The sequence below is a fragment of the Allokutzneria sp. NRRL B-24872 genome (assembly GCF_002155965.1).
In the GTDB taxonomy this organism is placed as follows: Bacteria; Actinomycetota; Actinomycetes; order Mycobacteriales; family Pseudonocardiaceae; genus Allokutzneria.
This window is the reverse complement of the sequence record NZ_MUMH01000068.1, coordinates 1-25,958: the sequence shown is the minus strand read 5'-3', so window position 1 is coordinate 25,958 and position 25,958 is coordinate 1. Positions and strand designations below refer to the sequence as shown.

The 25,958-nt window shown below is 69.2% G+C and carries 25 protein-coding genes; 8 read left to right on the top strand and 17 right to left on the bottom strand.

All coding sequences use genetic code 11. The features are described 5' to 3' along the window. The first annotated feature begins 32 nt into the window (after positions 1-32). Both CCN37_RS19105 and CCN37_RS39985 read left to right on the top strand, forming a co-directional pair. On the top strand, positions 33-1,997 hold the full coding sequence (locus CCN37_RS19105; RefSeq protein ID WP_086822709.1) for a hypothetical protein: 1,965 nt from the start codon (positions 33-35) through the stop codon (positions 1,995-1,997). Beyond that, positions 1,994-2,938, top strand: coding sequence for a caspase family protein (locus tag CCN37_RS39985; protein ID WP_168200742.1), 945 nt, complete (start codon positions 1,994-1,996; stop codon positions 2,936-2,938). The genes CCN37_RS19105 and CCN37_RS39985 overlap by 4 nt, the downstream gene beginning before the upstream one ends. On the opposite strand, the gene CCN37_RS19095 is transcribed toward CCN37_RS39985, so the two are convergent. After that, on the bottom strand, positions 2,935-3,306 hold the full coding sequence (locus CCN37_RS19095; protein WP_086822706.1) for a hypothetical protein: 372 nt from the start codon (positions 3,304-3,306) through the stop codon (positions 2,935-2,937). The two genes, CCN37_RS39985 and CCN37_RS19095, sit on opposite strands and share 4 nt — an antisense overlap. Before the next feature lie 9 nt (positions 3,307-3,315). Next, positions 3,316-3,627 carry a hypothetical protein gene (locus CCN37_RS19090; protein ID WP_086822703.1) on the bottom strand — a complete coding sequence of 104 codons (312 nt, stop codon included), beginning with the start codon at positions 3,625-3,627 and terminating at the stop codon, positions 3,316-3,318. 212 nt (positions 3,628-3,839) lie between these two features. Here CCN37_RS19090 and CCN37_RS19085 point away from each other — a divergent pair, with 212 nt between their 5' ends. Beyond that, positions 3,840-4,184, top strand: a complete 345-nt coding sequence (locus tag CCN37_RS19085) for an Lsr2 family protein (protein WP_086822700.1) — start codon at positions 3,840-3,842, stop codon at positions 4,182-4,184. Between the two features lie 163 nt (positions 4,185-4,347). Then, on the top strand, positions 4,348-4,767 hold the full coding sequence (locus CCN37_RS19080) for a hypothetical protein (RefSeq protein WP_086822697.1): 420 nt from the start codon (positions 4,348-4,350) through the stop codon (positions 4,765-4,767). 24 nt (positions 4,768-4,791) lie between these two features. Here CCN37_RS19080 and CCN37_RS19075 read toward each other — a convergent pair whose 3' ends face one another. The 4 genes from CCN37_RS19075 to CCN37_RS19060 form a co-directional block, all read right to left on the bottom strand. Continuing rightward, positions 4,792-7,311, bottom strand: a complete 2,520-nt coding sequence (locus CCN37_RS19075; RefSeq protein WP_086822694.1) for an RNA helicase — start codon at positions 7,309-7,311, stop codon at positions 4,792-4,794. 115 nt (positions 7,312-7,426) lie between these two features. Beyond that, complete coding sequence (locus CCN37_RS39075) at positions 7,427-8,167, bottom strand: hypothetical protein (protein WP_143261678.1); 741 nt, start codon at positions 8,165-8,167, stop codon at positions 7,427-7,429. A 33-nt stretch (positions 8,168-8,200) separates the two neighbouring features. Further along, positions 8,201-8,602, bottom strand: coding sequence for an Imm1 family immunity protein (locus tag CCN37_RS19065; protein WP_168200741.1), 402 nt, complete (start codon positions 8,600-8,602; stop codon positions 8,201-8,203). Continuing rightward, positions 8,592-9,329, bottom strand: coding sequence for a DddA-like double-stranded DNA deaminase toxin (locus CCN37_RS19060; protein WP_086822685.1), 738 nt, complete (start codon positions 9,327-9,329; stop codon positions 8,592-8,594). The genes CCN37_RS19065 and CCN37_RS19060 overlap by 11 nt, the downstream gene beginning before the upstream one ends. Positions 9,330-9,515: 186 nt before the next feature. Between CCN37_RS19060 and CCN37_RS19055 the strand changes: the two genes are divergently transcribed. Both CCN37_RS19055 and CCN37_RS19050 read left to right on the top strand, forming a co-directional pair. Then, positions 9,516-9,875, top strand: coding sequence for a zf-TFIIB domain-containing protein (locus CCN37_RS19055; protein WP_086822731.1), 360 nt, complete (start codon positions 9,516-9,518; stop codon positions 9,873-9,875). An 11-nt stretch (positions 9,876-9,886) separates the two neighbouring features. Beyond that, positions 9,887-10,540, top strand: coding sequence for an AAA family ATPase (locus CCN37_RS19050; RefSeq protein ID WP_086822682.1), 654 nt, complete (start codon positions 9,887-9,889; stop codon positions 10,538-10,540). Between the two features lie 388 nt (positions 10,541-10,928). Here the strand turns inward: CCN37_RS19050 and CCN37_RS19040 are convergent, their stop codons facing one another. Continuing rightward, a complete protein-coding gene (locus CCN37_RS19040; RefSeq protein WP_246843135.1) occupies positions 10,929-11,618 on the bottom strand; it encodes a DUF305 domain-containing protein in 690 nt (229 codons plus the stop codon). Positions 11,619-11,780: 162 nt separating this feature from the next. On the opposite strand from CCN37_RS19040, the gene CCN37_RS19035 reads away from it, so the two are divergent. Beyond that, entirely contained in the window at positions 11,781-13,226 is a 1,446-nt protein-coding gene (locus tag CCN37_RS19035; RefSeq protein WP_086822677.1) for an LVIVD repeat-containing protein, read from the top strand. 79 nt (positions 13,227-13,305) lie between these two features. Here CCN37_RS19035 and CCN37_RS19030 read toward each other — a convergent pair whose 3' ends face one another. From CCN37_RS19030 to ald, 10 genes are all read right to left on the bottom strand, one after another. Next, the gene (locus tag CCN37_RS19030; RefSeq protein WP_086822675.1) at positions 13,306-14,046 is read right to left on the bottom strand and encodes a pseudouridine synthase; all 741 of its coding nucleotides are present in this window, start codon (positions 14,044-14,046) and stop codon (positions 13,306-13,308) included. After that, a complete protein-coding gene (scpB, locus tag CCN37_RS19025) occupies positions 14,039-14,737 on the bottom strand; it encodes an SMC-Scp complex subunit ScpB (protein ID WP_086822726.1) in 699 nt (232 codons plus the stop codon). Before scpB ends, CCN37_RS19030 begins: the two co-directional genes overlap by 8 nt. 629 nt (positions 14,738-15,366) lie before the next feature. Next, positions 15,367-16,185 (bottom strand): ScpA family protein, encoded by an 819-nt coding sequence (locus CCN37_RS19020; RefSeq protein WP_246843136.1) that lies wholly within the window; start codon positions 16,183-16,185, stop codon positions 15,367-15,369. Between the two features lie 67 nt (positions 16,186-16,252). Beyond that, positions 16,253-17,191: a ParA family protein gene (locus CCN37_RS19015; protein ID WP_086822672.1), complete on the bottom strand. Its 939-nt coding sequence runs from the start codon at positions 17,189-17,191 to the stop codon at positions 16,253-16,255. Between the two features lie 207 nt (positions 17,192-17,398). Further along, complete coding sequence (locus tag CCN37_RS19010; RefSeq protein ID WP_086822670.1) at positions 17,399-18,934, bottom strand: APC family permease; 1,536 nt, start codon at positions 18,932-18,934, stop codon at positions 17,399-17,401. Positions 18,935-19,043: 109 nt separating this feature from the next. Then, the gene (locus CCN37_RS19005) at positions 19,044-20,582 is read right to left on the bottom strand and encodes an APC family permease (RefSeq protein WP_086822668.1); all 1,539 of its coding nucleotides are present in this window, start codon (positions 20,580-20,582) and stop codon (positions 19,044-19,046) included. Between the two features lie 45 nt (positions 20,583-20,627). Beyond that, positions 20,628-22,145 carry an APC family permease gene (locus CCN37_RS19000; protein WP_086822665.1) on the bottom strand — a complete coding sequence of 506 codons (1,518 nt, stop codon included), beginning with the start codon at positions 22,143-22,145 and terminating at the stop codon, positions 20,628-20,630. Between the two features lie 45 nt (positions 22,146-22,190). Then, a complete protein-coding gene (locus tag CCN37_RS18995) occupies positions 22,191-22,823 on the bottom strand; it encodes a GPP34 family phosphoprotein (protein WP_168200740.1) in 633 nt (210 codons plus the stop codon). A gap of 296 nt (positions 22,824-23,119) precedes the next feature. Beyond that, positions 23,120-24,106: a site-specific tyrosine recombinase XerD gene (gene xerD, locus CCN37_RS18990; RefSeq protein ID WP_168200739.1), complete on the bottom strand. Its 987-nt coding sequence runs from the start codon at positions 24,104-24,106 to the stop codon at positions 23,120-23,122. Continuing rightward, a complete protein-coding gene (gene ald / locus CCN37_RS18985; protein WP_086822659.1) occupies positions 24,103-25,218 on the bottom strand; it encodes an alanine dehydrogenase in 1,116 nt (371 codons plus the stop codon). The genes xerD and ald overlap by 4 nt, the downstream gene beginning before the upstream one ends. Before the next feature lie 276 nt (positions 25,219-25,494). On the opposite strand from ald, the gene CCN37_RS18980 reads away from it, so the two are divergent. After that, a complete protein-coding gene (locus tag CCN37_RS18980; protein WP_086822656.1) occupies positions 25,495-25,956 on the top strand; it encodes a PPOX class F420-dependent oxidoreductase in 462 nt (153 codons plus the stop codon). The last annotated feature ends 2 nt before the right edge of the window (positions 25,957-25,958 follow it).

Here is a 25,958-nt window from a genome sequence, read left to right as displayed (position 1 = left end):
CCGAAGTCGCTCTGAGTGGTGAGGGGAACTCGATGAGTGACACGGACGGAGCGTTGCCCGCAGGCTTCGAGGTCGTCGAGCTGATCGACTCTGACGCCGTCGCCGCCACCTACCTCCTGCGGGGTGCTCAGCGCGACGCCGTGCTGACCGTGGCGCGCTCGGCCGTCGCCGACGAGGAGGACCGGGCGGCGTGCCTGCGCTGGGCCGACGCGCTCACCATCGCCGCGGCCTCGCCGAACATCGCCGACGTGCTCTCCGCCGGGCTTACCCGTGACGGACGGCCACATCTGGTGTGCGGCACCGGGGAGGCCCTGTCGGCGCGGTTGTTCGACAGCGGCGCGTTGTCGGTGTGGACCGCACAGGGCTACGGGGTCGGCGTCGCTGACGCGTTGGCCTCAGCGCACGCGGCCGGGCTCGCGCACGGAGCAGTTCAGCTCAGCACCGTCCTGGTGATCGACGACGGTGCGGTGCTCGCCGGGTTCGGGACCTCGGCTCCGGGGCTCGCGGTGCCTGCCGTCGTTGACGCCTACACCGCGCCGGAGCACCTTGCCGAAGTCTCCGTTGGCCGCGCTGCGGCGAGCGAGGCCGGGGACGTGTACAGCCTCGGCGTGACGCTGTACGCGGCGCTCGGCGGCTCGGTGCCGTGGCAGGACGCGCCAATGGACCTCGCGCTGCGGAGCATGCCGCTTCCTGGGCTGCCCGACGTGTCGGCTGACCTGCTGGATCTGTTGCGCGCCACGGTATCCGTCGATTCGGCTGCCCGGCCCGGCGCGGCGCGGTTGCGGGACTGGTTGCTCGGATTGGATCTTCAGGAGGTCGACCGCGCGGCACCGGTCGCCCGTTGTCTGCTGGGCGGGCGGGGGAGTGGCCGTGTGGGCAAGCGAACCGCCGCGTTGATCACTGCTGTCGGCGGGACGCTCGGCGTAGTCAGCGCTGGGGGAGCCGGGACCGGTGCTGTGGTGGCCGCGACCGGCACTGGAGCTGGCGCCGCTGTCGGCACCGGGGCCGCCGTGGGCGTTGGAACCGCAGTTGGTGCCGGAACGGCTGCCGTCGGCGCGGGCACGACAGCTGCTGCCGCAGCGACGGCCGGGGGAGTGGCGGTGACCAAGGTCGTCGTCGTGTCCGTGGTCGTCGCTGCGGTCGGAGTCGGCGGCGGCTTCGTGGGAAAGCAGATCTACGACGACAGCACCTGCAACCTCGTCGTCGGTGACAAGCAGTTCGTGCAGGTGCTCAGGGACGGCGTCGACCTGGTCAACCAGACAGGGCACGAGTTCACGCTGCGCGTGGGGGAGCGGATCACCGCCAGCGGCGCCGCCGATCCCGTCGCGAGGGAAGTGCGCCTTTCCCTGCCCGCCGGTGAGGAAGCACGCGTGATCGGCGAGAAGCTGTACGCGGGCGCCGCCGACAAGTGGTCCGAGGTCGACGCTTCCTCGGACAAGGGAAAACTGCTCGCTGCCGCCGCCGCGCCGACCGCCGCGGTGAAAACCGTCCTGCCGAGAGTGGGCACAGTCAACCGAAACGGCTGCGACTTCGACGGCACGATCACCCAACCAGGGAAAGAGCCGATCACCTTCACCGCGAGCGTCGAAAAGGACCGGGGCCGCCTGGTTTCGTTCGTCTCCGCCGAAGTCGAGGCCCGCTTCAGCAACTTCGAAGCCCCGGTCGACGTCACCGCCCCGTCGCTCGCGCCGAAGTCCGTGCAAGGCGTCTGGGAACAAAAGCGCGCGTCCGGTTACACCAATGTCCTGCTGGTGAACGGCGCTTTCGTGCGGATCGCGGTGGTTTCACCCGCCGGGGGCGGCGACGCCGGTTCCGGGTGCGTCAAGCAGGGCGCTCTCGACGTGGCGGTTCCTCGGCTCCAGGTGACGCTGGAGTGCCCGCCGTACCTCGCGCCCGGCCGTTTCGCCACGGTCACCATCAGGGCGGAGGGGGACAAGCAGGTCGTCGTCGACGGCTTCCAGACGCTCAGCGGCACCTACACGCTGGTCCGGCGGTGACGCGGCTGCCAGACCCCGAGCTCTCCCGCGCCGTGCTCATCGGGGCGAGCCGCTTCGAGCACCTGCACGACCTGCCCGCCGTGCGCAACAACGTGGCCGACCTCGCCGCGATCCTCACGGCCACGACCGGGACCGGGCTCAAGCACTGCGCCGTGCTCCTCGACGAGCCCGACATCGCGGCGATCGGGGCGCGCTTGGCCGATGCGGCGCAGCGGGCCAAGGACCTGCTGCTCGTGTACTACGCGGGGCACGGGCTCGTCGACTCGCGCGGCGAGCTGCACCTGGCCATGCCGTCGACGCACCCCTCGCGGCCAGCATGGAGCAGCCTGCCGTTCGCGCGGCTGCGCGAGGCGCTGGCAGACGCCGGCGCGGACAACCGCGTGCTCATCCTGGACTGCTGCTTCTCCGGGCACGCGGTCACCGAGTTCATGTCCAGCGGGGCCGACGTCGTGGCCGAACAGCTCTCCGTCAGCGGCACGTACACGCTGACCGCGACGCCCGCCAACCGCGCGGCGACTGCTCCCGTCGGCGCGGTCCACACGTCGTTCACCGGCGAGCTGATCACGTTGCTGGCCAAGGGAGTCCCCGATGGGAACCCGCTGCTGACGCTCGGTGAGATCTACCGTCAGCTGCTGCGCGTCTTCACCGCTCGCGGCCTGCCTCGGCCGCAACAGAGCAGCACGCGCACCACCGATCTGCTCGCGCTGTCCGTCAACCGCGCACTCCACCCGGATGAGCCCGATGCCGCCGCGCTGCGCTACGCCGAACTGGTCGCCGATCGCACGCGCACGCTCGGCCCGGAGCACCCCAGCACCCTGAAAGCCCGTGAGCAGCACGCTCACTGGGTCGGCCGCACTGGTGATGCGGCCGAAGCCGCCCTATTGCACGCGGCCCTGCTCGCCGACCGCACGCGGATCGCCAGGAAACCCCGCCGCGCTTAGGGGAACGTGGTCGTTCCGGCTGCCGCCAGCAGCTGGATGGGGAACTCCGCGTCCGCTTGGCCGATCGAGAGCGCCAGCCAGTCCGCCTCCCGCTGCCAGACCAGCATGTCGCCGCAGAGCTGGCTGAGCTGGCCCATGGGTTCTTCGGCGTCCTCGTCCTCCAGGTACGGCGCGAGGTCGATCCTTCGCGGCGCGCCCCAGCGCTGCGTGAGCGCGGCGGCCAGCTCCTGATGAGCGGCTTCGATCTCCTCCTGTGCGAACTCGACGACCCCGTCGGAGCGGTCGTCCCAGAAGTCCTGGCTCTCCTGGAGGACGAGCGGCTCCTCACCTGGGCGGAGGGAATCGAGCGCGCGGAGGTGTTCGGACACGTCCAGAGCCTACGACGGGTGCGTGAACTTCAGCGCATACAGCTCGACGGGGAGTTCCTTGTCCTCGTGGCGGATGCTGAGCGCCAGCCAGTCGGACTCCCTGCGCCATGCCGTGACGGAGCCCTTCCACGTGGTGGGCTCGCCCCAGCGCGCGGTCAGCTCCGCTGCCAACTCTCGGTACGCCGCTTCGACCTCGGCCATCGCGGCGTTGATGACGTCCTCGGAGCTGTCGTCGAAGAAGTCCCGGCTCGCTTCGAGGAGGATCGCGGTCTCGTCCGGGAGCGCGGCGTCGATCGTGCGGAGATGGTCGGCGGCAGACATGCGCGGAGCTTACCGAGGGCAGAATGGGCGTCGTTTCGGCCGGGTGTCTGGGTAATTCGGGGCTTGCCGATCGGGGAATGGTGTGCAACGGGATTGCGGTGCAGTTGGTCAGGCGTTTACCGGGCTTGCCCCTATGGGGATGTGAATGCCCGATGGCGGCTTGATAGCGTTGCGCCAACACTTGCTCAGTCACTTTCCTGTGAGGCGCTCTCATGGCACAACGCACTATCGTCCAGCTGATCGACGACTTGGACGGCAGCACCAGCACCGACATTTCCCGCGTGGAGTTCGGTCTGGACGGTCTCACCTACGAGATCGACCTCAACGAGTCGAACTCGGCCGCCCTGCGCGAGAAGCTGACCCCCTTCGTCGAGGCCGCCCGTCGCGTCGGTGGCCGCGCCAAGTCCGGCACCGGCCGCCGTGCCGCGGGGGAGGGGCGCAGCAAGGAGGAGACCAAGGCGATCCGCGACTGGGCCAAGGCCAACGGGCACGAGGTCTCCGACCGCGGCCGCATCCCCGGCAACGTCATCGAGGCCTTCGAGGCCGCGCAGGCCTGACCTGGGCGAACCCGCTGTCGACGCGGCAGCGGGTTTTCTTCGGTCTCAACAACTTTGTGCGCTCGATGATTTCAGTGTCAAGTGAAATCAATCCTCGAGAAAACGGAAGAGCCGCAAACGCCCTGACGGGCGGGCTCTGCGAAGATGCGGCGGTGGTGAGGGAGTGAGGCGGCCGGTCACGCGGGTCGCGTGCGCGTGGTGCGGGCTCGAACGGAACCGCGTCGTGCAGTCGGGGATGCCGATCTGGTGGTGCTCGGACGCGTGCAAGCAGGCGTCCCGGCGAGGCTCAGCGTCGTTGTCGGAGGTCGGGCAGCGCGCGGAGCTGGGCAGGGATCGCAGGCGCCGCGAGCGGCTGGAGCGGCTGCACGCGATCTTCGACCGCATCACGCCGATGACGCCGCTGTCCTATGTGGACGCTCGGATGCTGATGGCGGAGCTGAGCGGCGACAAGCTGTGGTTCCTGCACCCGAGGACCGCCTACCGGGCGGCCTCGCGCCAGTGGCACCCGGACATCGGCGGTGACGCCAAGGTCTTCCGCCTGCTCCAGGCGGTCACCGAGACCGTCGAACGCGGCCCGCACTAGGGGACCGCGTTCGACGGCGGGAACTCAGAACTCGCCGACCTCGGTGACGTAGATGACGGCGGTTCCCTCCTCGTCGGAGCCCGCGAGGTCGACCTCGGCGACGATGCCCCAGTCGCGGTTGCCGTCGGGGTCGTCGAAGGTCTGCCGGACGACCCAGCGCTCCGGCTCCTCGGTGATCATCAGCATCTCCGGGCCGCGCGCGTTGGCGCCGGTGCCGATCTCGTCGTAGGTCTCGAAGTACTCCTCGAGGGCTTCGCGCCAGGCTTCGGCGTCCCAGCCCGCGTGCTTGTCCAGCTCGCCGAGCTCGTAGGAGTTGCGGCGGGCGGCCAGTTCGACGCGGCGGAAGAGCTGGTTGCGCACGAGGACCTTGAAGGCGCGCGCGTTCGCGGTGACCGGGGGCGGGCCGGTGTCGACGTGCTGGTCCGGGCGGACCTCATCGTCGGCAGCGTCGTCCGAGGGGTTGCGCAGGCGTTCCCACTCGTCGAGCAGGCTGGAGTCGACCTGGCGGACGAGTTCGCCGAGCCATTCGATGATGTCGGTGAGCTCGTCGGTCTTGGCCTCGTCGGGGACGGTGTGCCGCAGCGCCTTGTAGACGTCGGCGAGGTAGCGCAGCACGAGGCCTTCGGAGCGGGCGACCTGGTAGAAGGACACGTACTCGACGAAGGTCATCGCGCGTTCGTACATGTCGCGGACGACGGACTTGGGGTGCAGCTCGTGGTCGGCGACCCAGGGGTGGCCGCGCCGGTACATGTTGTAGGCGGCTTCGAGCAGTTCGGCGAGCGGCTTGGGGTGGGTGACGTCTTCGAGCAGCGCCATCCGCTCCTCGTACTCGATGCCTTCGGCCTTCATCCTGCCGACGGCTTCGCCGCGTGCCTTGAACTGCTGTTGGGACAGGATCGGGCGCGGGTTCTCGACGATGGACTCGATGATCGAGACGACGTCGAGCGCGTAGGTGTCGGACTCGCGGTCGAGCAGGTCGATGGCGGCGAGGGCGAGCGGGGACAGCGGCTGGTTGAGCGCGAAGTCGAACTGGAGGTCGACGGTGAGGCGGACGCGGCGGCCTTCCTCGTCGGGTTCGGGGAGCTGTTCGACGACGCCTGCGGCGAGCAGGCCGCGGTACATGGCGATGGCGCGGCGGATGAGCTTGCGCTGGGTGGGGCGGTCCTCGTGGTTCTCCTCGAGGAGGTGGCGCATGGCGGTGAAGGCGTCGCCGGGGCGGTTGATGACGTTGAGCAGCATGGCGTGGCTGACCTTGAAGGTGGAGGTCAGCGGTTCGGGTTCGGCGGCGATCTGGCGCTCGAAGGTGGGTTTGCCCCAGGAGACGAAGCCTTCCGGGGCCTTCTTGCGGACGATCTTGCGCTTCTTCTTGGGGTCGTCGCCCGCTTTGGCGACCGCGCGTTCGTTCTCGATGTCGTGGTCCGGGGCTTGGACGACGACGGTGCCCGCGGTGTCGTAGCCCGCGCGGCCGGCGCGTCCGGCGATCTGGTGGAACTCGCGGGCCTTGAGGTGGCGGGTGCGGACGCCGTCGTACTTGCTGAGCGCGGTGAGCACGACGGTGCGGATGGGGACGTTGATGCCGACGCCGAGGGTGTCGGTGCCGCAGATGATCTTGAGCAGGCCGGCTTGGGCGAGTTGTTCGACGAGGCGGCGGTACTTGGGGAGCATGCCCGCGTGGTGCACGCCGATGCCGTGGCGGACCAGGCGGGAGAGGGTTTTGCCGAATCCGGCGGTGAAGCGGAAGTTGCCGATGAGCTCGGCGATGGCGGCCTTCTCGTCCTTGGTGCTGACGTTGATGCTCATCAGGGCCTGCGCGCGTTCGAGTGCGGCGGCCTGGCTGAAGTGCACGACGTAGACGGGGGCGCCCTGGGTGGCGAGCAGTTCTTCCAGGGTTTCCTGGAGGGGGGTCATGGCGTAGCGGTAGTGCAGGGGGATGGGGCGTTCGGTGTTGGCGACGACGGAGGTGGGCCTGCCGGTGCGGTGGGTGAGGTCGGTCTGGAAGCGCCGGACGTCGCCGAGGGTGGCGGACATGAGGATGAACTGGGCGCGGGGGAGTTCCAGGAGGGGGACCTGCCAGGCCCAGCCGCGGTCGGGTTCGGAGTAGAAGTGGAACTCGTCCATGACGACCTGGCCGACGTCGGCGTCCGCGCCGTCGCGGAGTGCGATGTTGGCGAGGATCTCCGCGGTGCAGCAGATGATGGGGGCGTCGGAGTTGACGCTGGAGTCGCCGGTGAGCATGCCGACGTTGGCCGGTCCGAAGGTGTCGCAGAGCGCGAAGAACTTCTCCGAGACCAGGGCTTTGATGGGCGCGGTGTAGAAGGTGCGCTTGCCTTCGGCCATGGCGGTGAAGTGGGCGCCGACCGCGACGAGGCTCTTGCCGGAGCCGGTCGGGGTGCTGAGGATGAGGTTGGCGCCGGAGACGATCTCGATGAGCGCTTCCTGCTGGGCCGGGTAGAGCTCGATGCCCTGTTCGGTGGTCCAGGTGGTGAAGGCGTCGAAGAGCGCGTCGGGGTCGGCGCTGCCGGGGAGCTGGTCGGTGAGCGTCATGGTGCCTTCGATCGTGCCTGGTCGTTCGTGGTGGGCTGTCGGCGGGTCCAAGATCGGTTCGGGTCGATCTGTGACCGTTCGGTGTGAGGTCGAGTCGGCTGCTTCACGAGGAGTGCTAGAGACGCGAGCCGAGCCAGTCTGACCAGGTGGCTACAAGGTCGTTGATCATCGCTCGTCCGTCGGTGAGTGTCATCGTCCCTGCCGGAGTGCCGTTGGTCGCTCGAGCGTGCCGTGCTGCCTCGCCGCTGACGGAGGGCAGATTGGCCGATGCTCTGAAGGCGTCCAGTTCCTTCTTGGACTTCCAGCCCTTCTTCGCGAGGGCAGCTTGGTGGCTGCGGTTGTCGTCGTGGCTGCCGACATTGGCCCCGATGATCTCGTAGACCTTGTAGAGATCCACCCAGCCGATGGCGGCGCCGCTGCCTCCGAGAAGTGCAAGGACCTCCGCCACATCTGGATGCTCCGCCGCGCTCCGAAGTAGCTCCTGAGCGTGTGATCGTCGAGATGACTGCGGTAGGCCGTTGATCGAGATCGTCACAGCGGACGCCATGCTGATTTCCTCAACGGCATTCACCGCAACTATGTGGCCGGGCACCGCTTCGTTGCTGAACCGAGCGACGAGCGTTACTGGCTGGAAGGCGGATTCCAGGACGTAGACCGCGCCGTTGGCCTGCCGCAGGAGCCGTTCTGCGCAGGCTTGCAGCTCAAGGCCGTTGTCCCACAGCGTTGTGAGCACCGTTGCTGCGAGGTGGTAGGTACCGTCGCTTCCCTGGCTGACGCGAACGTCGCCTTCTCGAAAGTGGCGCGCCAGGGTTGCGAGGTCCGTTTCGCGGCCTCTCAGCATGGCAGTGACACTCATGCGCTTGACCGTACGTGCGCGTCGTTGTTCTGGTCAGTCGAAGTCCTGCCACTCAACACAGGTCGGTCGCTCTCGCCCGCGAAGGAACTCCGCCAGCGCGTCCTTGAGGCATCTCACCGGGACTTCGCAGTGGGGCGGGAACTCCATCTCCGCGTACACCGGTTCGTTCTCCGGGCTTTTCCCGCGGGTGACCCAGGAGCCGGTGGAGTCGGCGAAGTGGATCGCTCCGATGTCGCCTCGGACTCCGATCAGGAGCTGGTGATCAGGGATGCCGCGGGGGCCGATGCGCGGGCGGTCGCGGTGGATGACTAGGGCGTCGGAGGCGTCGTCCGCGGCGATCGCCACGAGGAGGTGGTCGAGCTGATCGGCGTCCTCGATGATGGCTCCGACGGGGCCCGCGTTGGCTCCTGCGCGGTAGGACACCTCAAGCGTCATACGAGTTCTTCTCCTTGGCATAGGTGTAGCGGTTGCCGTCGCGGTCGATGACGGTCAACCGAGCGCCCTCGGGCAGGAAGTCTCCGAGCAGCGTGTCACAGGAGTCCTGGCCGGGAAGCGCAGGTTCACACGGTCGGCGATCCACCAGGATCGTTTCCTCGGTGAGCCCCGCTGCGCGCATGCGGATCGCGAACTGCATCTCGATGTGGACCGACAACCACCACGTGCCGCGGGGAAAGGCGTAGCCGTTGGCTTGCGCCCACTCTTGTGTTGGGGCGAACCACGGTGTCGCCTTGCCGCTGGTCAAGGACTCCACAGTCCCATCCGGGCGCACCCAGGCACCAGACGCGCGAGCCTTGAGCACTGGCGGCGGCATGGCCTGGCGGGTCTGCTCCAGGCGGTGTGCCCGCTCGGCCGCCGACATGCGAGGGGGTAGAGCTCCAGCGGTCGCCAAGTGCGACGTGAAAGTTGGGGTGCTGACGTCGATTTCCCACGCTGCGGTCCATCGCCTGACGGCTTCGGGCGCTGTCACCGTGATCGAATGCAGCAGGTTGTCTAGCGAGTCCTTGGCGGTGTGCAGCAGAGCGTGCACCTCCTCAGCGGCTGGATCTGTGCTGCCGGCGGTGTGTTCCTCCCACTGGGTGGCGGCTTCGTCCAGTGCCTCCTCGGCTGCGGTGACGTGCTGGACCGGCAACGCGGCGATCGCCGCCCTCGCGGCCCGAGCCACCTCCCGAAGAGACGTCACGTCTGCGAGCCTGGCAGGTGGAGAGCGGTGTTGAGGCGAATCCGTGCTGATGTACCTGTTCGAGCCAGCGCGAGTCCATGATCGCGCGGAGGGAAGGCGGCTCGGGGTCGCATGGCGAGGCGCGCGTCATGATCGCGTGCGGGGTTCTCATCTGTGTATGTTTATGTGGTGATTTGTCCCAAGTGTCAGAACGTGATGCAGACCGTGGATCGCCAGGGCGTCCACATCGAGCAGTGCACCGGCTGCCGGGGCATTTTCCTCGATCGTGGGGAGCTGGAGCAGATCGCCCAGGCTGAGCAGCGCTACTACAACAGCGCGCCGCCGCCTCCGCCGCCGCCGTACGCGGGTGGGCACGTGGGGCACCATGACTCGCCGAAGCCGTACCGGGGTCACCACGACTCGCCGAAGCCCTATCGGGGTGGGTACGGGGACTCGCCGAAGCCGTACCGCGGCGGTGGGTACCACGATTCGCCGAAGCACTACGGGCACAAGCGGAAGAAGAGCTTCTTCGACCAGCTCTTCGACTAGAGCGGTCCTGAGTGAACCTGTTGATCTGCCCGGCGTGCGGGGCTCGGACCGATGTCCCGCGCGTCGAGGGTTCTCCCGCTGTGGTGGTGTGCGCGGATTGTGATCACCGGCGGGGTTTTCACCGGTTGCCGTTGTTGTGCTTGACCGGGCCGAGTGGCACGGGGAAGTCGACGGTGTGCCGGGAGTTGGCTGCGCGGCTGTCGGAGCACGTGGTGGTGCTGGAGCAGGACGTGCTGTGGGTGGAGGGTCTGCGCGATCCGGCTGAGGACCATCGGGCGTTCCGGTCGACGTGGTTGCGGATGATCTCGATGATCCAGCAGAACGGTCGGCCGGTGTTGTTGTGCGGGACGGTGGTGCCGCCGGAGTTCGAGCCGTTGCCGGAGCGGGCGTTGTTCTCGGACGTGCACTATCTGGCGTTGATGTGCGATCCGGAGCCGTTGGCGGAGCGGTTGCGGCGGCGGCCGGCGTGGCGCGGGTGGTCGGAGCCGCGGATCGTGGAGACGTTGGAGTACGCGCAGTGGCTGCGTGATGAGGGTGCTTCGTTGTCGCCGCCGGTGGGGTTGTTGGACACCACGGAGGTTGCGGTGTCGGAGACTGCGGACGCGGTGTGTGCGTGGGTGGAGGCGACGTTGGGGTTGTCGCTCGCTGAGCCCGCCGCTTCTTGAGTCGGGGTTGGGGTGTCTTCAAGACCGGCAAACCCCGCTGTCGATCATCGTTGACCACCGCAAACCCTCCGCGAGGCGCGCGGCCCACGCCCCCAATGACTCGTTGAGGTACTTGAGCGTCCTGAATGAGTCATTCAGGGAGTTCAGCGCACCGAACGCGGCTTTGGCGTGGTCTCACGTGCACCTCCAGTCTCAGCTGTTCCTGGGCTTGCGCCCTGAACGGGCCGTTCAGGGCGACGCCAAGTACCTGAAGGGGTCGTTCGGGGCGGCGCCGAGTCCCTGAATGACTCATTCAGCACGCCCAACCACCTCAATGACTCGTTCAGCACGTTCAACCACATGAACGAGTCATTGAGGTGGTTCAAGCAGGCTGCTGAACTCGCGCGGGTCAGCGGAGGAGCGAGCGCATGGTGGCGATCTCGGCGGTCTGGGTGGCGACGACGTCGTCGGCCATCTGCTCGACGAAGACGTCGGCGCCGTCGCGGCGGACCTGCTCGGCCATGGTGAGCGCGCCCTCGTGGTGGGCGATCATCAGCTCCACGAAGCGCTTCTCGAACGGGGCTCCGGTCAGCCCGGCGAGCTCGCGCAGCTGCTCCGGCGTTGCCATGCCCGGCATTCCCGCATGCTGGGAAGCATCACCGCCGTGGTCGTGCCCGGTTCCCGGGACGGGCTTGCCGTTGTTGCGCAGCCAGCCCTTCATCGCCTCGATCTCCGGGCCCTGGGACTTCTCGATCCGGTCGGCCATCGTCTTGACCGGTTCCGAGGCCGCGCGCGACGGCACCAGCTTGGTCATCTCCAGCGCCTGCGCGTGGTGCGGGATCATCCGCTCCACGTACAGCGCGTCGGCGTCGTTGGGCTTCGGCTTCTGCTGCGCGCCAGCGGCCTGATCTGCGGGAATGGTCCGCGCGGGCTGTCCGGGGCCACCGGGCAGGATCACCGGGTGCGCTGCGGACTCGTCCCTGCCGGAGGCGGAGCAGCCGGCCGCCACGATCGCGGGCACCGACATCGCCAGCACCAGCCCAGCGGCGCGCAGCGCACGCCCGCGCCGGTTCCCGTTCTGCACTTCGTCGGCCTCCACGCTCGTCGTCCTCGGCGGACAACGGTACTGCCTAACACGCGGCTCCCTGTGAACACCACTGCATAAAAATGCTCTATTCGGCCCTATAAGCAGCGGTATCGGGCGCGCAGACTCCCCCGTGTGCGGGCGTGAAGCTCGCGTGTGGTCGAGGGGAGCAATTACGTGACGCCGGGTAAGAAAAGGACTACGGCGCGTGCGATCGCAGTCGCCGCCGCCGGTCTGCTGGCGTTGTCGCTGACGACCGTTGTCGGCGGAACGGCCGCGGCGCAGGACAGCGCCGTCCAGGCGACTCCGGGCGAGAACGAGATCTCGTCGAGCCGCAACATCCGTCAGATCGCCAACATCCCCAAGCAGGCCCCGTTCAACACCGAGGCCGCGCTGGGCACCGACATCGCCTTCACCGGGAAGTACGCGGTGGTGGGCAACTACGACGGCTTCATCATCTACGACGTCTCGCGTCCGGCGAAGCCGAAGATCGTCAGCCAGGTCCTCTGCCCTGGCTCGCAGAACGACGTGTCCGTCTCCGGGGACCTGCTGTTCCTGTCGACCGACTCCTCGCGCAGCGACAACTCCTGCAACAGCACTGCCAAGCCCGCGACCGAGAAGGACGCGTGGGAAGGCATCAAGGTCTTCGACATCAAGGACAAGGCCAACCCGAAGTACGTCTCGGCGATCGAGACCAAGTGCGGTTCGCACACCAACACGCTGGTGCCGGACAAGCGCAAGCAGAACGTCTACATCTACGTCTCCTCCTACAGCCCGAACGCGGCCTTCCCGGACTGCCAGCCCCCGCACGACCTGATCTCGATCATCAAGGTCCCGGTGAAGAACCCGGCGCAGGCCAAGCTCGTCGGCGAGCCCGTGCTCTTCCCCGGCGGCGGCAACAACGGCATCCCCGGCAGCTTCCCGGCGCCGTACGTGACGCCGACCTCGGGCTGCCACGACATCACCGCGTACCCGGAGAAGGACCTCGCCGCTGGCGCCTGCATGGGTGAGGGCGTGCTCTTCGACATCTCCGACCGCGAGAAGCCGCGCGTGATCAACACGGTGAAGGACGACAAGAACTTCGCCTTCTGGCACTCCGCGACCTTCAACAACGACGGCAGCAAGGTCGTCTTCACCGACGAGCTCGGCGGCGGCGGCGCCCCCGCGTGCACCGCGGCCATCGGCCAGGTGCGCGGCGCGAACGGGATCTACGACATCACCGGCCGCGGCGACAAGCGCAAGCTGGAGTTCCGCAGCTACTACAAGATCCCGCGCGTGCAGACCGAGACCGAGAACTGCGTCGCCCACAACGGCTCGCTGATCCCGGTGTTCGGCCGCGACATCATGGTGCAGGCCTGGTACCAGGGCGGGATCTCGGTGTGGGACTTCACCAACTCCGCCCGCCCGGTGGAGATCGCGCACTGGGAGCGCGGCCCGTACAACGCCAGCAAGCTGGTGACGGGCGGCTCGTGGTCGGCGTACTACTACAACGGCCACATCTACTCCAGCGACATCCAGAAGGGCCTGGACGTGCTGGAGCTCAACGACTGGCGCACCTTCAGCGCCCAGTTCGTCCGGATGCGCGAGTTCAACCCGCAGTCCCAGGGCCACTACCTGGGCTGAGCCCCCACAACGACCAGGGCCGCCGCTCCCTCGGAGCGGCGGCCCTGTCGTTTCCGTGCTGAACGACTCGTTCAGGTGGCTACATGCCGACGAGGCGGTAGAGCTCGCCGATCTCGGTCGCGGTGAGATCGCGCATGACACCGGGCTTCTGCGTGCTCAGGAAGACCGGGCCGATCGCCGTGCGGACCAGGCGCTGCACCGGGTGGCCGACGGCCTCCAGCAGCCGCCGCACGATGTGGTTGCGGCCCTCGTGCAGCACGACCTCGACCAGCGCGCGGCCGGAGTTGTTGTCCTTCACCTTGAAGGCGTCGACGACGACGGGGCCGTCCTCCAGCTCCACTCCGGCCCGCAGCTGCCTGCCGACCTCCTTGGAGACGGGACCGGGGACCTCGGCCAGGTAGGTCTTGAACACCTTGTAGGACGGGTGCATGAGGCGGTGCGCCAGCTCCCCGTCGTTGGTCAGCAGCAGCAGGCCCTCGGTGTCCGCGTCCAACCTGCCCACGTGGAAGAGCCGGTCGTCGCGCTCGCGCACGAGGTCACCCACGCAGGAGCGGCCCCGGTCGTCGGACATCGTGGTGTGCATGCCACGCGGCTTGTTCAGCGCCACGTGCGCCAGCTCGTCGGTGATCATCACGCGCAGGCCGTCCACGTGGATGACCGCGGTCTCGGGGTCGACGCGGCGGCCCTGCTCGGTGACGATCTCGCCGTTCACCCTGACCCGCCCGTCGGCGATCATGTCCTCGGCGACGCGGCGCGAACCCACGCCCGCCTTCGCGAGGACCTTCTGCAACCGGACGCCGTCCGGCTCTTCGTCATACATCGTCGATCATGTCCACTTCGGGCAGCAGGGGGGCGAGCTTGGGCAGGTCCTCCAGCGAGGTCAGCCCCAGCCGCTCCAGGAACAGCTCGGTCGTGCGGTAGAGGATGCCGTTGGTGTCCGGGTCGGCTCCGGTCTCCTCGATGAGCCCGCGTGCGAGCAGAGTACGGATGACGCCGTCCACGTTCACCCCGCGCACCGCCGCGACCCTGGCCCGGGTCACCGGCTGGCGGTAGGCGATCACCGCGAGGGTTTCCAGCGCGGCCCTGGTCAGCTTCGCGCGCTGCCCGTCGAGCAGGAAGCGCTCCACGTACGGCGCGAACCGGTCCCGCGTGTAGAAGCGCCACCCGTCCGCGACGCGCCGCAGGTCGATCCCGCTGCCCGCCTCGGTGTAGCGGGCCGAGATCCGGCGCAGCGCCGCCGCGACCCTGGCCACCGGCTGGTTCACCGCGTCGGCCAGCACCTCGTCCGAGCCGGGGTTGTCGATCACCAGCAGCAGCGACTCCAGCGCCGCCTCCAACTCGGAGTCCTCGACCAGTTCCGGCGCGGCCTCCTCGATCTCCTCGCCAGCCGGTTCGGACTCGGGCTCGGGTTCCGGGTCCGGTTCCGGCGAAGCCACCGGCGCCTCGTCAACCGGCGGCGCGGCGGGCGCACCCGTGGCGAAGCGCCCGGCCGCCTCGGAGTACGCCGCGATCCGACGTGCCTCGGCGTCCTCGACGGCAGCGTCACCGGGCCCGTCGGAGTCCGCATCGACCTCAGCGGCAGCAGCCGCGTCGCTCTCGGCGTCAGCAGTCCCGGCGACATCGGACACCGCGTCAGCGACCGCGGTCCCGTTGGCATCGGCGGCAGCGACCGCACCGGCGTCAGCGGAAGCGACCACATCGGCCGCAGAGCCGGTTTCGACATCGACAGCAGCGCCACCGGTCCCGGCCGCATCAGCGCCAGAGGCGACCGCGTCAGCGTCAGCGACCGCGTCAGCGTCAGCATCGGCATCGGCGGTGACCGCACCTGCGTCGGCATCGACTTCGGCGTCCTCGGGGACTTCTCCGGTCACGACAACGGCGTCGGCCTCGGCGACGGCGGCTTCCTCAGCCACCACAACGCTCTCCACCGCTTCCGCGGTCTCGGCGACCTCGGCGCACGCGGCGTCGACGGCCTCCTCCGAAGAAGAGACAGCAGCGGTGTCCTCCGCCCTCGGCAGGCCGAGCAGCAGCTCGACGGGCTGTTTGCGCGTGGTCTCCGAAGCGGCCATCCACGCGGGCCTCGTCCACTCCCCCCGACCAGGACCCGGCCCCTGACCGTCCACAGTGGACTCAGGGTCGTTCACCCGTACTCCTCCTCGTCCCTCGCGACCCGCTCCAGCGCGGCCGCCGCGTCCCGCCTGGCCTCCTCGACGCTGCCGCCGACCCACCGCACGCTCATCTCGCCGAGCGGTTCCGGCTGCTCGAAGTGCAGCACGGCCTCGCGGAAGAGCTCCAGCAGCGCCAGGAACCGCGCCACGATCTCCATGGTGTGCTCGCAGTCGGCGACCAGGTCGCTGAAGGTCAGCTCCCCGCTCTCGGCCAGCCGCACCCTGATCCCGGCGACCTCGGCGCGCACCGACACCTGGTGCATGTGCAGGTGCGCCAAGGACACCGTGGGCGGCGGCTTCGGCCGGAACACCGTCGCGGCGATCTCGGCGAACTGCTGCGGGCTGACGCCGAGCATGACCTCGGGCATCAGGTCGGCGAAGCGGTCCTCCATCGACACCGAGCGCGGGTAGCGGCGCAGCGCCCCCGCCTCCAGCTCGCCGAACAGGGCCGCGACCTGCTTGTACGCCCGGTACTGCAGCAGTCGCGCGAACAGCAGGTCGCGCGCCTCCAGCAGCGCCAGGTCCTCCTCGTTCTCCACGTCGGCCGAGGGCAGCAGCCGCGCGGCCTTCAGGTCGAGCAGGGTCGCGGCGACCACCAGGAACTCCGTGGTCTCGTCCAGGTCCCAGTCCGAGCCCATGCCGCGGATGTGCGAGATGAACTCGTCGGTGACCTTGTGCAGCGCCACCTCGGTGACGTCCATCTCGTGCTGCGAGATCAGTTGCAGCAGCAGGTCGAACGGTCCCTCGAAGTTCGCCAGCCGCACCCGGAACCGGCCGTCCGCCGGTGGCACCTCGACCGGTTCGCCACCGGCCTCCTGAGCGAGCGCGGCCGGTGTCTCACTGCCAGAGCTCACGCCATCACCGGGCGATCACCTCGCGGGCCAGCGCCCGGTAGGCCTTGGCACCACCCGAGCGCGGGGCCCAGCTGGTGATCGGCTCTCCGGCGACGGTCGTCTCCGGGAACCGGACGGTGCGGTTGATCACCGTGTCGAACACGATTTCTCCGAACGCCTCGACCACTCGGGCCATCACTTCGCGGGAGTGCAGCGTACGGGGGTCGTACATGGTCGCGAGGATGCCGGTGATCTCCAGATCGGGATTCAGCCGTTCGCGCACCTTCTCGATCGTGTCGATCAGCAGCGCGACCCCGCGCAGGCTGAAGAACTCGCACTCCAGCGGGATCAGCACGCCGTGCGCCGCGGCCAGCGCGTTCACCGTGAGCAGGCCGAGCGAGGGCTGGCAGTCGATCAGGATGTAGTCGTAGTTGTCGAGCACCGGCCGCAGCGTGCGGCCCAGCGTCTGCTCCCGGCCGACCTCGGAGATCAGCTGCACCTCGGCGGCGGAGAGGTCGATGTTGCTGGGCAGCAGGTCCATGTCGGGGACGCAGGTGCGCAGCACCGTCTCCTCGACCGTGGTGTCCCGCTCCATGAGCACGTTGTAGATCGTGCGGTCGAGGTGGTGCGGCTGGATGCCCAGGCCCACCGAGAGCGCGCCCTGCGGGTCGAAGTCCACCAGCAGCACCCGGCGGCCGAACTCGGCGAGCGCCGCGCCCAGGTTGATCGTGGAGGTGGTCTTGCCGACCCCGCCCTTCTGGTTGCACAGGGCCAGGATGCGCGCGGGCCCGTGCTCTGCGACCAGCGGCGGCTCCGGGACCTGGCGCAGCGGGCGACCGGTCGGGCCGAGGCCGCTCTCGCCGAAGTCGATGTCCTCGTCGGTGTGGTCGGCCGGTCGCGGTGCGAGGTTGAGATCGGCCACCTCACCACTGGACCGTCCCCAGGACGGTTGCGGTGTCGACATGGCGAACTGGCTCCTCAGTCTCCGCTGGCCCCGGGCCGCCCCGGAGGATCATGATCCGCGCATGACCTTCCGCAGCCTAGGCGCCGCTCGGCGACATCAGCAACGTCACGCGCGGCGTGTTGTCAAGGCAGGTCAGCACGGTGCACCCGAGCGGATGACGGGCCGGGTCGCCCCGACCGCCCGGCCCGGGCGGTCGGGGCGAGGGCCTCAGTAGCGGTCGATCGGGGCGAACTGCGCGGTGTCGTCCTGGTCCTCCGGCCGCCCGAGGCCGAGCCCGGTGCGGGTCACGCTCTTCGCGCCGAGCCCGATGTTGGCGTACACCCTGGGCTTGCTGCGACGCAGCCGGAAGCCCCACATCAGGCCGACCAGCAGCAGCGCCAGGTAGCCGATGGGAATCGCCCAGTGCAGCGTGGAGTTCGGCTTCACCCCGAGCGTCACGTCGAAGTTCACCAGCACCAGCACCAGCGCCACCAGCGTGGTCACCGAGGCGATCAGCGGCGCGATGGTGCGCTTCCACGCGCTCTCCCTGGTGAGCGTCCTGGTGAAGAACCGGACGATCGCGAAGGAGGTCAGCACGATCAGCAGCAGGATGCCCATGGCGCCCGCGCTGGTCCAGATGAAGAACACATCGCGCAGCGGGTGCAGCCCGGCGATGGCGAAGGCGATCAGCGCGACGAGGCCGAACACGCTCTGCAGGATCGAGCCGCCGCGCGGTGAGCTGTTGCGGTGCGAGGTCTGCCCGAAGAACGAGGGCAGCAGCCGCTCGCGGCCCATCGCGAAGGCGTAGCGGGCGGCGGCGTTGTGGAAGGCGATCAGGCACGCCAGCACGCTCGTCACGTACAGGAACCGGCCGATGTTCATCATCATCACGCCGAGCTGGTCGTGGGCGAGCCGGAAGACCAGGTCGGAGCCGTGCTCGGCGGCCTGCTGGGTGATCCGGTCGGGACCGGTGGCCACGCTCATCGCCCAGGAGCCCAGGACGTAGAGCAGCGTGGTGAGACCGATGGAGAGGTAGGTGGCCACGGGCACCGTGCGGCCGGGGACCTTGGCCTCCTCGCTGAAGACCACCGCGGTCTCGAAGCCGACGAAACCGAGCACCGCCAGGCAGAACAGCGCACCGACACCCGGCTCGAAGAGGTGGTGCGGCGACAGGGTTTCCACGCTGACCGTGCCACCTGCCGGGTGGAACAGGAAGGACAGCGCGTAGACCAGGATCACCAGGATCTCGGCGATCATCAGGACCGCGAGGACCTTGCCGTTGAGGTCGATGTGCTGGGTGCCGAGGAAGGCCACGATCGCCCAACCGACCAGCGAGATCACCCACCAGGCGACGTCGATGCCGAACCACGCCCGCACCAGCGGCTGCGCGGCGTCGCCGAGCGCGCCGTACACGCCGATCTGCATGGCGTTGTAGGACACCAGCGCCACCCAGCTCGCGGCGACGCCCAGCGGCCTGCCGAGCCCCTTGGCGATGTAGGCGTTGAACGCTCCGGCGTTGGGCACGTACGGGGCCATGGTCACGTAGCCCACGCAGAACACGGCGAGCACCATGCCCATCGCCAGGAAGCCGATCGGGATGCCGATCTGGCCGGTGACCGCGTAGCCCGTGGTGGTCACGCCGGCGAGCACGGTGAACGGCGTGCACATGGAGATGGCGAAGTACGTCACCGCCGGGACACCCAGGCGATCGGCCGCGAGGGCCGATGTGACCGTGGTGTCCCCTCCTGTGTTGGTGTTGAACATTGGCACTGCTCCGGGGAAGTGAGTGGGGGAAACGCGCTTGGGAAGCTCCTAGGCCGAGGCCAGTGCGCGCCGCGTTCTCCGCGGCGCCGAACGACGAGGTGTTCTCAGCTCAGTAGCGGGTGATCGGGGCGAACTGCGTGGTGTCCGCCTGGTCCTCGGGCCGCCCGAGCCCGAGTCCGGTGCGGGTCACGCTCTTCGCGCCGAGCCCGATGTTCGCGTACACCCTGGGCCTGCTGCGGCGCAGGCGGAAACCCCACAGCAGCCCCAGGATCAGCAGCACCAGGTAGCTGCCGGGGATCGCCCAGCGCAGCGGCGAGTCGGGCGCGACGTCGAGGGTCTTGTCGAAGTTCGCCAGCACCAGCACGAAGGCCACCAGCGTGCTCGCGGCGGCCAGCACCGGCGCGATCGTGCGCTTCCACGCGCTCTCGGGGGTGAGCGTCTTGGCGAAGAAGGCGACGACGGCGAAGGCGGTCAGCACGATCAGCAGCAGGATGCCCAGGCTGCCCGCGCTGGTCCAGATGAAGAACACGTCCCGCAGCGGGTGCAGCCCGGCGATCGCGAAGGCGACGATCGCGATGAGGCCGAGCGCGCTCTGCAGGATGGACCCGCCGCGCGGGGAGCTGTTGCGCGAGGAGGTCTGCGCGAAGAACGCCGGCAGGATGCGCTCGCGGCCCATGGCGAAGGCGTAGCGCGCCGCCGCGTTGTGGAAGGCGATCAGGCCCGCGAGCACGCTGGTCGCGTAGAGGAACCGGCCGACGCCCACCATCGCGACGCCGAGCTGGTCCTGCGCGAGGTGGAAGACCAGCTCCGAGCCGTTGGCCCTGGCCTGCTCGGCGATCCTGCCCGGCCCGGTGGCCACGCTGATCGCCCAGGAGCCGAGCACGTAGAGCAGCGTGGTCACGCCGAGGGAGATGTAGGTGGCGACGGGGACCGTGCGCCCGGAGACCTTGGCCTCCTCGCTGAAGACCACCGCGGTCTCGAAGCCCACGAAACCGAGGATCGCCAGGGAGAACAGCGCGCCGGCTCCCGGCTCGAACAGGTGCACCGGGTCCAGGGTCTCGAAGCTGACCGTGCCGTCGGCCGGGTTCAGCAGGAAGGACACCGCGTAGACCAGGATCACCAGGCACTCGGCGGCCATCAGCACCGCGAGGATCTTGCCGTTGAGGTCGATGTGCTGGGTGCCGAGGAAGGCCACGATCACCCACGCGCCCAGCGAGATGGCCCACCAGGCGATCTCCACCCCGAACCAGCTCTTGACCAGCGGCTGGGCGGCGTCGCCGAAGGCCCCGTACACGCCGACCTGCATCGCGTTGTAGGACACCAGCGCCAGCCAGCCGGCCGCGACCCCGGCCGGACGGCCCAGCCCCTTGGCGATGTAGGCGTTGAACGCCCCCGCGTTCGGCACGTACGGCGCCATCGTCACGTAGCCGACGCAGAACACCGCGAGCACGACACCCATCGCCAGGAAGCCGATCGGGATGCCGATCTGCCCGGTGAGCGCGTAGCCGGTGGTGATGGCTCCCGCCACCACGGTGAACGGCGCGCACATCGAGATGGCGAAGTACGTCACCGCCGGGACACCCAGTCGGTCCGCGGCGAGCGCCGAGGTGACGTTGGGCGCCCCTCCTGGTGAGTCAGTGCTGAACATTGGCGGTGCTCCGGGGGATGGGGAGGGGGTTGGGACGGTTGTCCGCTACTGCTGCTCCTCGGGGGAACCGAGGCCGAGCCCGAGCCCGGTGCGCGCCGCGCTCTTGGCACCGAGTCCGATGTTGGCGTAGATGTCCGGCCGGTGGGCCCGCAGGTGCAGCCCCCACAGCAGCCCGAGCACGGCGATGAGCACGTACGCGCCCGGGATCGCCAGCAGCACCGGGGAGGAGGCCGGCAGGTCGAACACCTTGTCGAGGTTGATCAGCACGAGCACGAGCGCGATCACCGTGCAGACCGAGGAGATCGCGGGGGCCACCACGCGCCGGAAGAACGGCTCGCGCGAGGGGTTGCGGGCGAAGAAGACCAGGACGGTGATCGAGGTCAGCGTCAGCAGGATCAGGATGCCCAGCGCTCCGGCGGAGTTCCACAGGTAGAACAGGTCGCGCAGCGGGTCACCGCCGATGACCGCGTACACCACGATCACCGCGAGGCCGAGCACGCTCTGCGAGATCGAGCCGATCTTCGGTGAGCTGTTGCGGTGCGAGGTCTGGCCGAACACCGCGGGCAGCACCCGCTCGCGCCCCATGGCGAAGGCGTAGCGCGCCGCGGTGTTGTGCACGGCGATCATGCAGGCCAGCACGCTGGTGAAGTACAGGAAGCGGCCGATGCCGACCATGACCGGGCCGAGCTGCTGGCCCGCGAGGTGGAACACCAGCCCCGAGCCGTGCTCGTGCGCCATCGCGCCGATGTTGGCGGGTCCGGCCGCGACGCTCATCGCCAGCGAGGCCAGCAGGTAGAGCACGCTCATCACGCCCAGCGCGACGAAGGTGGCGACCGGGACGGTCCGGCCCGGCGAGCGCGCTTCCTCGCTGAAGACCACGGCGGTCTCGAAACCGATGAAGGCCAGCAGCGCCAACGCGAGCAGCGCTCCGACACCGGGCTCGAACAGGTGCGAGGGCTCCAGCGCGGCGAAGCTCGGACCGCCCTCTGCGGGGTGGAACAGCGAGGAGACCGCGTACACGAGGATGACCAGCACCTCCGCGGCCAGCAGCACCGCGAGGACCTTGCCGTTGAGGTCGATGTGCTGCATGCCGAGCACCGCGACCACGGCCCAGCCGATCAGCGCGATCACCCACCACGCGATGTCGACGCCGAACCAGGCTTGCAGCAACGGCTTCGCCGCGTCGCCCAACGCCCCGTAGAGGCCGACCTGCATGGCGTTGTAGGACAACAGCGCCATCCAGCCCGCCGCGACCCCGGCGGGCCTGCCGAGGCCCTTGCTGATGTAGGCGTTGAACGCGCCCGCGTTGGGCACGTACGGCGCCATCGTCACGTAGCCCACGCAGAACAGCGCCAGCACCGCCGCCATCACCACGAAGCCGACCGGGATGCCGACCTGGCCGGTGATGGCGTAGCCCGTCGTGATGACCCCGGCCGTCGCGAGCAGCGGCGAGCCCATGGAGACGGCGAAGTAGGTCACCGCTGGCACGCCGAGGCGGTCCTTGGCCAGCGCGGAGATGACTCTTCCTCGTCCGGTCCGGCCGGTCTTCGGGGTCGTGTACATCGGCCTACCTCGACTCGGGGTGCGGTGACGACAGCTGGACGGGGACTAGCGGCGGTGGCGCAGGACCGCGTCGCCGACGGCGGCCTCGGTCTCGCTGAGCAGCGCGCGCAGCGCGGCGGGCAGCCCGGTGAGCTGGCGCCGCAGGGGCCGCGCGACCTCGTGCGCGGAGTGCTGGAAGACCTCGGCCTCCAGCTCGGTGGCCACGACCAGGCCGGACAGGACGATGTCGGGGACGGAGAGCTGCTCGTTCTTGCCGAGCGCGTTGGCCAGCCGGGCGGCGGCCCACGCGGCGACGTTCATGTCGGTCGGCACGTAGACCGTGCGGGTCTGCAACAGGCGCCTGACCTCGGTGGCGCGCAGGTGGCCCGCGTGCAGCAGCCGTTGCACGACCTGGGACTGCGCCTTCTGGCTGAGGTACTGCAACCAGTCCGGCACGGAGGTGACGTCGCCGTTGCGCATCAGCTCCTCCAGCAGCGCGCGGGCGAGCGCGTCACCTGGCGAGGGCGCGTCCAGGATGACGATGTTGCGGCGTTCGATGTCGATGGAGCCGAAGAGCACCAGTTCACCGAGCAGCGCCCCGGCGAGGCCGAGCCCGGCGCGCCCCTCGCCGCACCGGGCCGAGCCGGAGACGTCGTCGTGGGCGATGAGGTAGTAGTCGTCAGCGAGCAGCAGCGGCACGGTCAGGACTCCCCGCCGGTGTGGGTCCGGGGCCGAACGTCAGAACGTCGCGCCAGTAAGACGCGCCGACACGCCACCGCCGCCGCCACCACCGTCACCATCGTCACCTTGTCGCCCTGTCGCCGAGCCGTGTTGAGCCTTTGGAGAGGCGAAATGCTAGCGCCATTGCCAAGAGTAGTTTCGGCGCGCTCGCTCACTCCGCCGCGTATCCAATCGGACAGCGTGGTGCGATCCATGACAGCCAGGGCATCACAACCCGTTGATGACAACCCAAAAGAGTGATACCGGTTGTCGGTTTACCCGAGCGCCCTGGGGTGCGCGGTCGCGTAGACCTCGCGCAACGTCGTGACCGTGACCAGCGTGTAGATCTGCGTGGTGGTCACCGAGGCGTGCCCGAGCAGTTCCTGCACCACCCGGACGTCCGCGCCGCCCTCCAACAGGTGCGTCGCGAAGCAGTGCCGCAGGGTGTGCGGCGAGATCTCGCTGCTCACGCCCGAGCGCTCGGCGGCGTTCTTCAGCACCTGCCAGGCACTTTGGCGCGACAACCGCCCGCCGCGGGCGTTCAGGAAAACCGCGCCAGCCGGGCTTCTTTCCGCTGGGGCGGCAGATGTTCGGCGTCCGGCGAGGGCCGGCCGGGCTCGCACCAGGTAGGCGTCCAGCGCCGCGAGCGCGGGCCTGCCGACCGGTACCAACCTTTGCATTCCGCCCTTGCCGCGCAACAGAAGCGTGCGTTCAACCGCGTCGAGGTCGTCCAGATCCGCGCCGACGGCCTCGGAGATCCGCGCTCCCGTGGAGTACAGCAGCTCCAGCAGCGCGCGGTCGCGCAGCCCGAGCGCGTCGTCCCCGCCGGTGTGGTCCAGCAGCTTCAGCACGTCCTCGACCGGCAACGCCTTGGGCAACCGCCTAGGTGGCGCCGGTGGCCGCACCGCGCGCGCGACGTCCTTGGCCACCTTGCCCTCCCGCGTGGCGAAGCGGTGCAGCCCGCGCACCGCCACGACCGCCCGCGCCGCGGAGGAGGCCGCGAGCGGGGGTCGGCCCTCCGCCCCCTCGCGCAGCGCGACCAGGAAGGAGCTGACGTGAGACTCCGTCACGTCTGCCGGTTCGGAAACTCCAAGCGCGGCAAGGTGTTCCAGGTACCGCCGGAGGTCGCGGCCGTAGGAGTCCAGGGTGTTGCGCGCCGTCCCGCGCTCCACGGTGAGGTGGTCGAGGTAGGCGGCGAGCAGGGCCGACAGGGCGGGCGGGACCGTGTCCGCGCCCGCCCCACCGGCCTGATCCGCTGTCACGCCAGCAGGTCCGCCAGCTCGGCGTGCGGCAGCCCGTGCGCCTGCGCGACCTCGGGCAGCACGATCTGCCCGCCGATCACGTTGGCGCCCTTGGCCAGCGACGCGTCGTCCAGCAGCGCCTTGCGCATTCCCTTGTCCGCCAACGCCGTCACGTACGGCAGGGTGACGTTGGTCAACGCCCACGTCGAGGTGTGCGGCACCGCGCCCGGCATGTTCGCGACGCAGTAGAACACCGAGTCGTGCACCATGAACGTCGGGTCGGCGTGCGTGGTCGGCCGCGAGTCCTCGAAGCAGCCGCCCTGGTCGATGGCGATGTCCACCAGCACCGAACCGGGGCGCATCCGCGACACCAGGTCGTTGCTGATCAGCTTGGGCGCCTTGGCCCCCGGCACCAGCACCGCGCCGATGATCATGTCGGCCCAGAGGCAGATGCGCTCCAGCTCGTAGGCGTTGCTGTTGATCGTCTGGAGGTGGCCGCGGTAGACGAAGTCGATCTGCCGCAACCGGTTGATGTTGGTGTCCAGCACCACGACCTCGGCCTGCAGGCCCAGCGCGATCGTCGCGGCGTTCATGCCCGAGACCCCGGCGCCGATCACCGCGACCTTGCCCGCCGGGACGCCGGAGACGCCGCCGAGCAGCACGCCGCGCCCGCCCTGCGCCCGCTCCAGGCAGTGCGCTCCGACCTGCGGCGCCATCCGGCCCGCGACCTCGCTCATCGGGGCCAGCAGTGGCAGGGAGCCGTCCGGCAGCTGCACCGTCTCGTAGGCGACGGCGTCGATGCCCGAGCGCGCGATCGCCTCGGTGCACTCCTTGCTCGCCGCCAGGTGCAGGTAGGTGAACAGGGTCTGGCCCGCCCGCATCCGGTGGTACTCCTCGGCGACCGGCTCCTTGACCTTGAGCACGAGGTCCGCCTCGGCCCACACGTCGTCCGCGTCGTTGAGGATCTTCGCGCCCGCGGCCAGATAATCGGAGTCGGGGAAGGACGAACCGGCTCCGGCGTCCTTCTCGATCACGACATCGTGGCCCCTGCGCACCAGCTCCACCACGCCTGCCGGGGTGATGGCCACTCGGTACTCGTGGTTCTTGACCTCGCGGGGTACTCCGACCTTCACGCCGATTTCCTTCCTCGAAGAACACCGGTCGGCGCCGTTGCCACCCGGATGGACGCAGCCTATCCGCCCCATGAGGCCACGGCGGTGGGTCTTCAACCGGTTTCGCCGGACAAGTCGAAGGTCATTCACCGCGCGGGTGCACACACTGCACGCCCCCTCGGCTCTTCAGGCTCGCGACCCGAGACGGGCACGGGCTGGCACGACCACGGGCTGGCTCGCTGACATCGGCGCTGGCACTGATCAGCACCCGGCTCGGCGCGGCGTTAGCCTCCGCCCATGCCCAGCATCGCCACCGCGAACCGCCCCACCCGCGCCGAACTGCTCGACTTCCTCCGCCCGCGGCACAACGGCGTCCTCATCACCAGCCGCCGCGACGGCCGCCCCCAGGTCTCCCCCGTCTCGTGCGGGGTGAACTCCGAGGGCCAGCTCGTCGTCTCGACCTACCCCGAGCGCGCGAAGGCCCGCAACGCCGAGCGCGACCCGCAGGTCACCATGTGCGTGCTCTCCGACGACTGGAACGGCGCCTACGTCCAGGTCAACGGCCGCGCCGAGGTCGTCCACCTGCCCGAGGCCGTCGAGGCGCTCGTCGACTACTACCGCTGCATCGCGGGCGAGCACCCCGACTGGGACGAGTACCGCGAAGCCATGCGGCGCCAGGGAAAGTGCCTCATCCGCATCACCATCGAGGACTGGGGCCCCATCGCCACCGGCGGCTTCCCCCCGAACCGAACCCCCTGAGC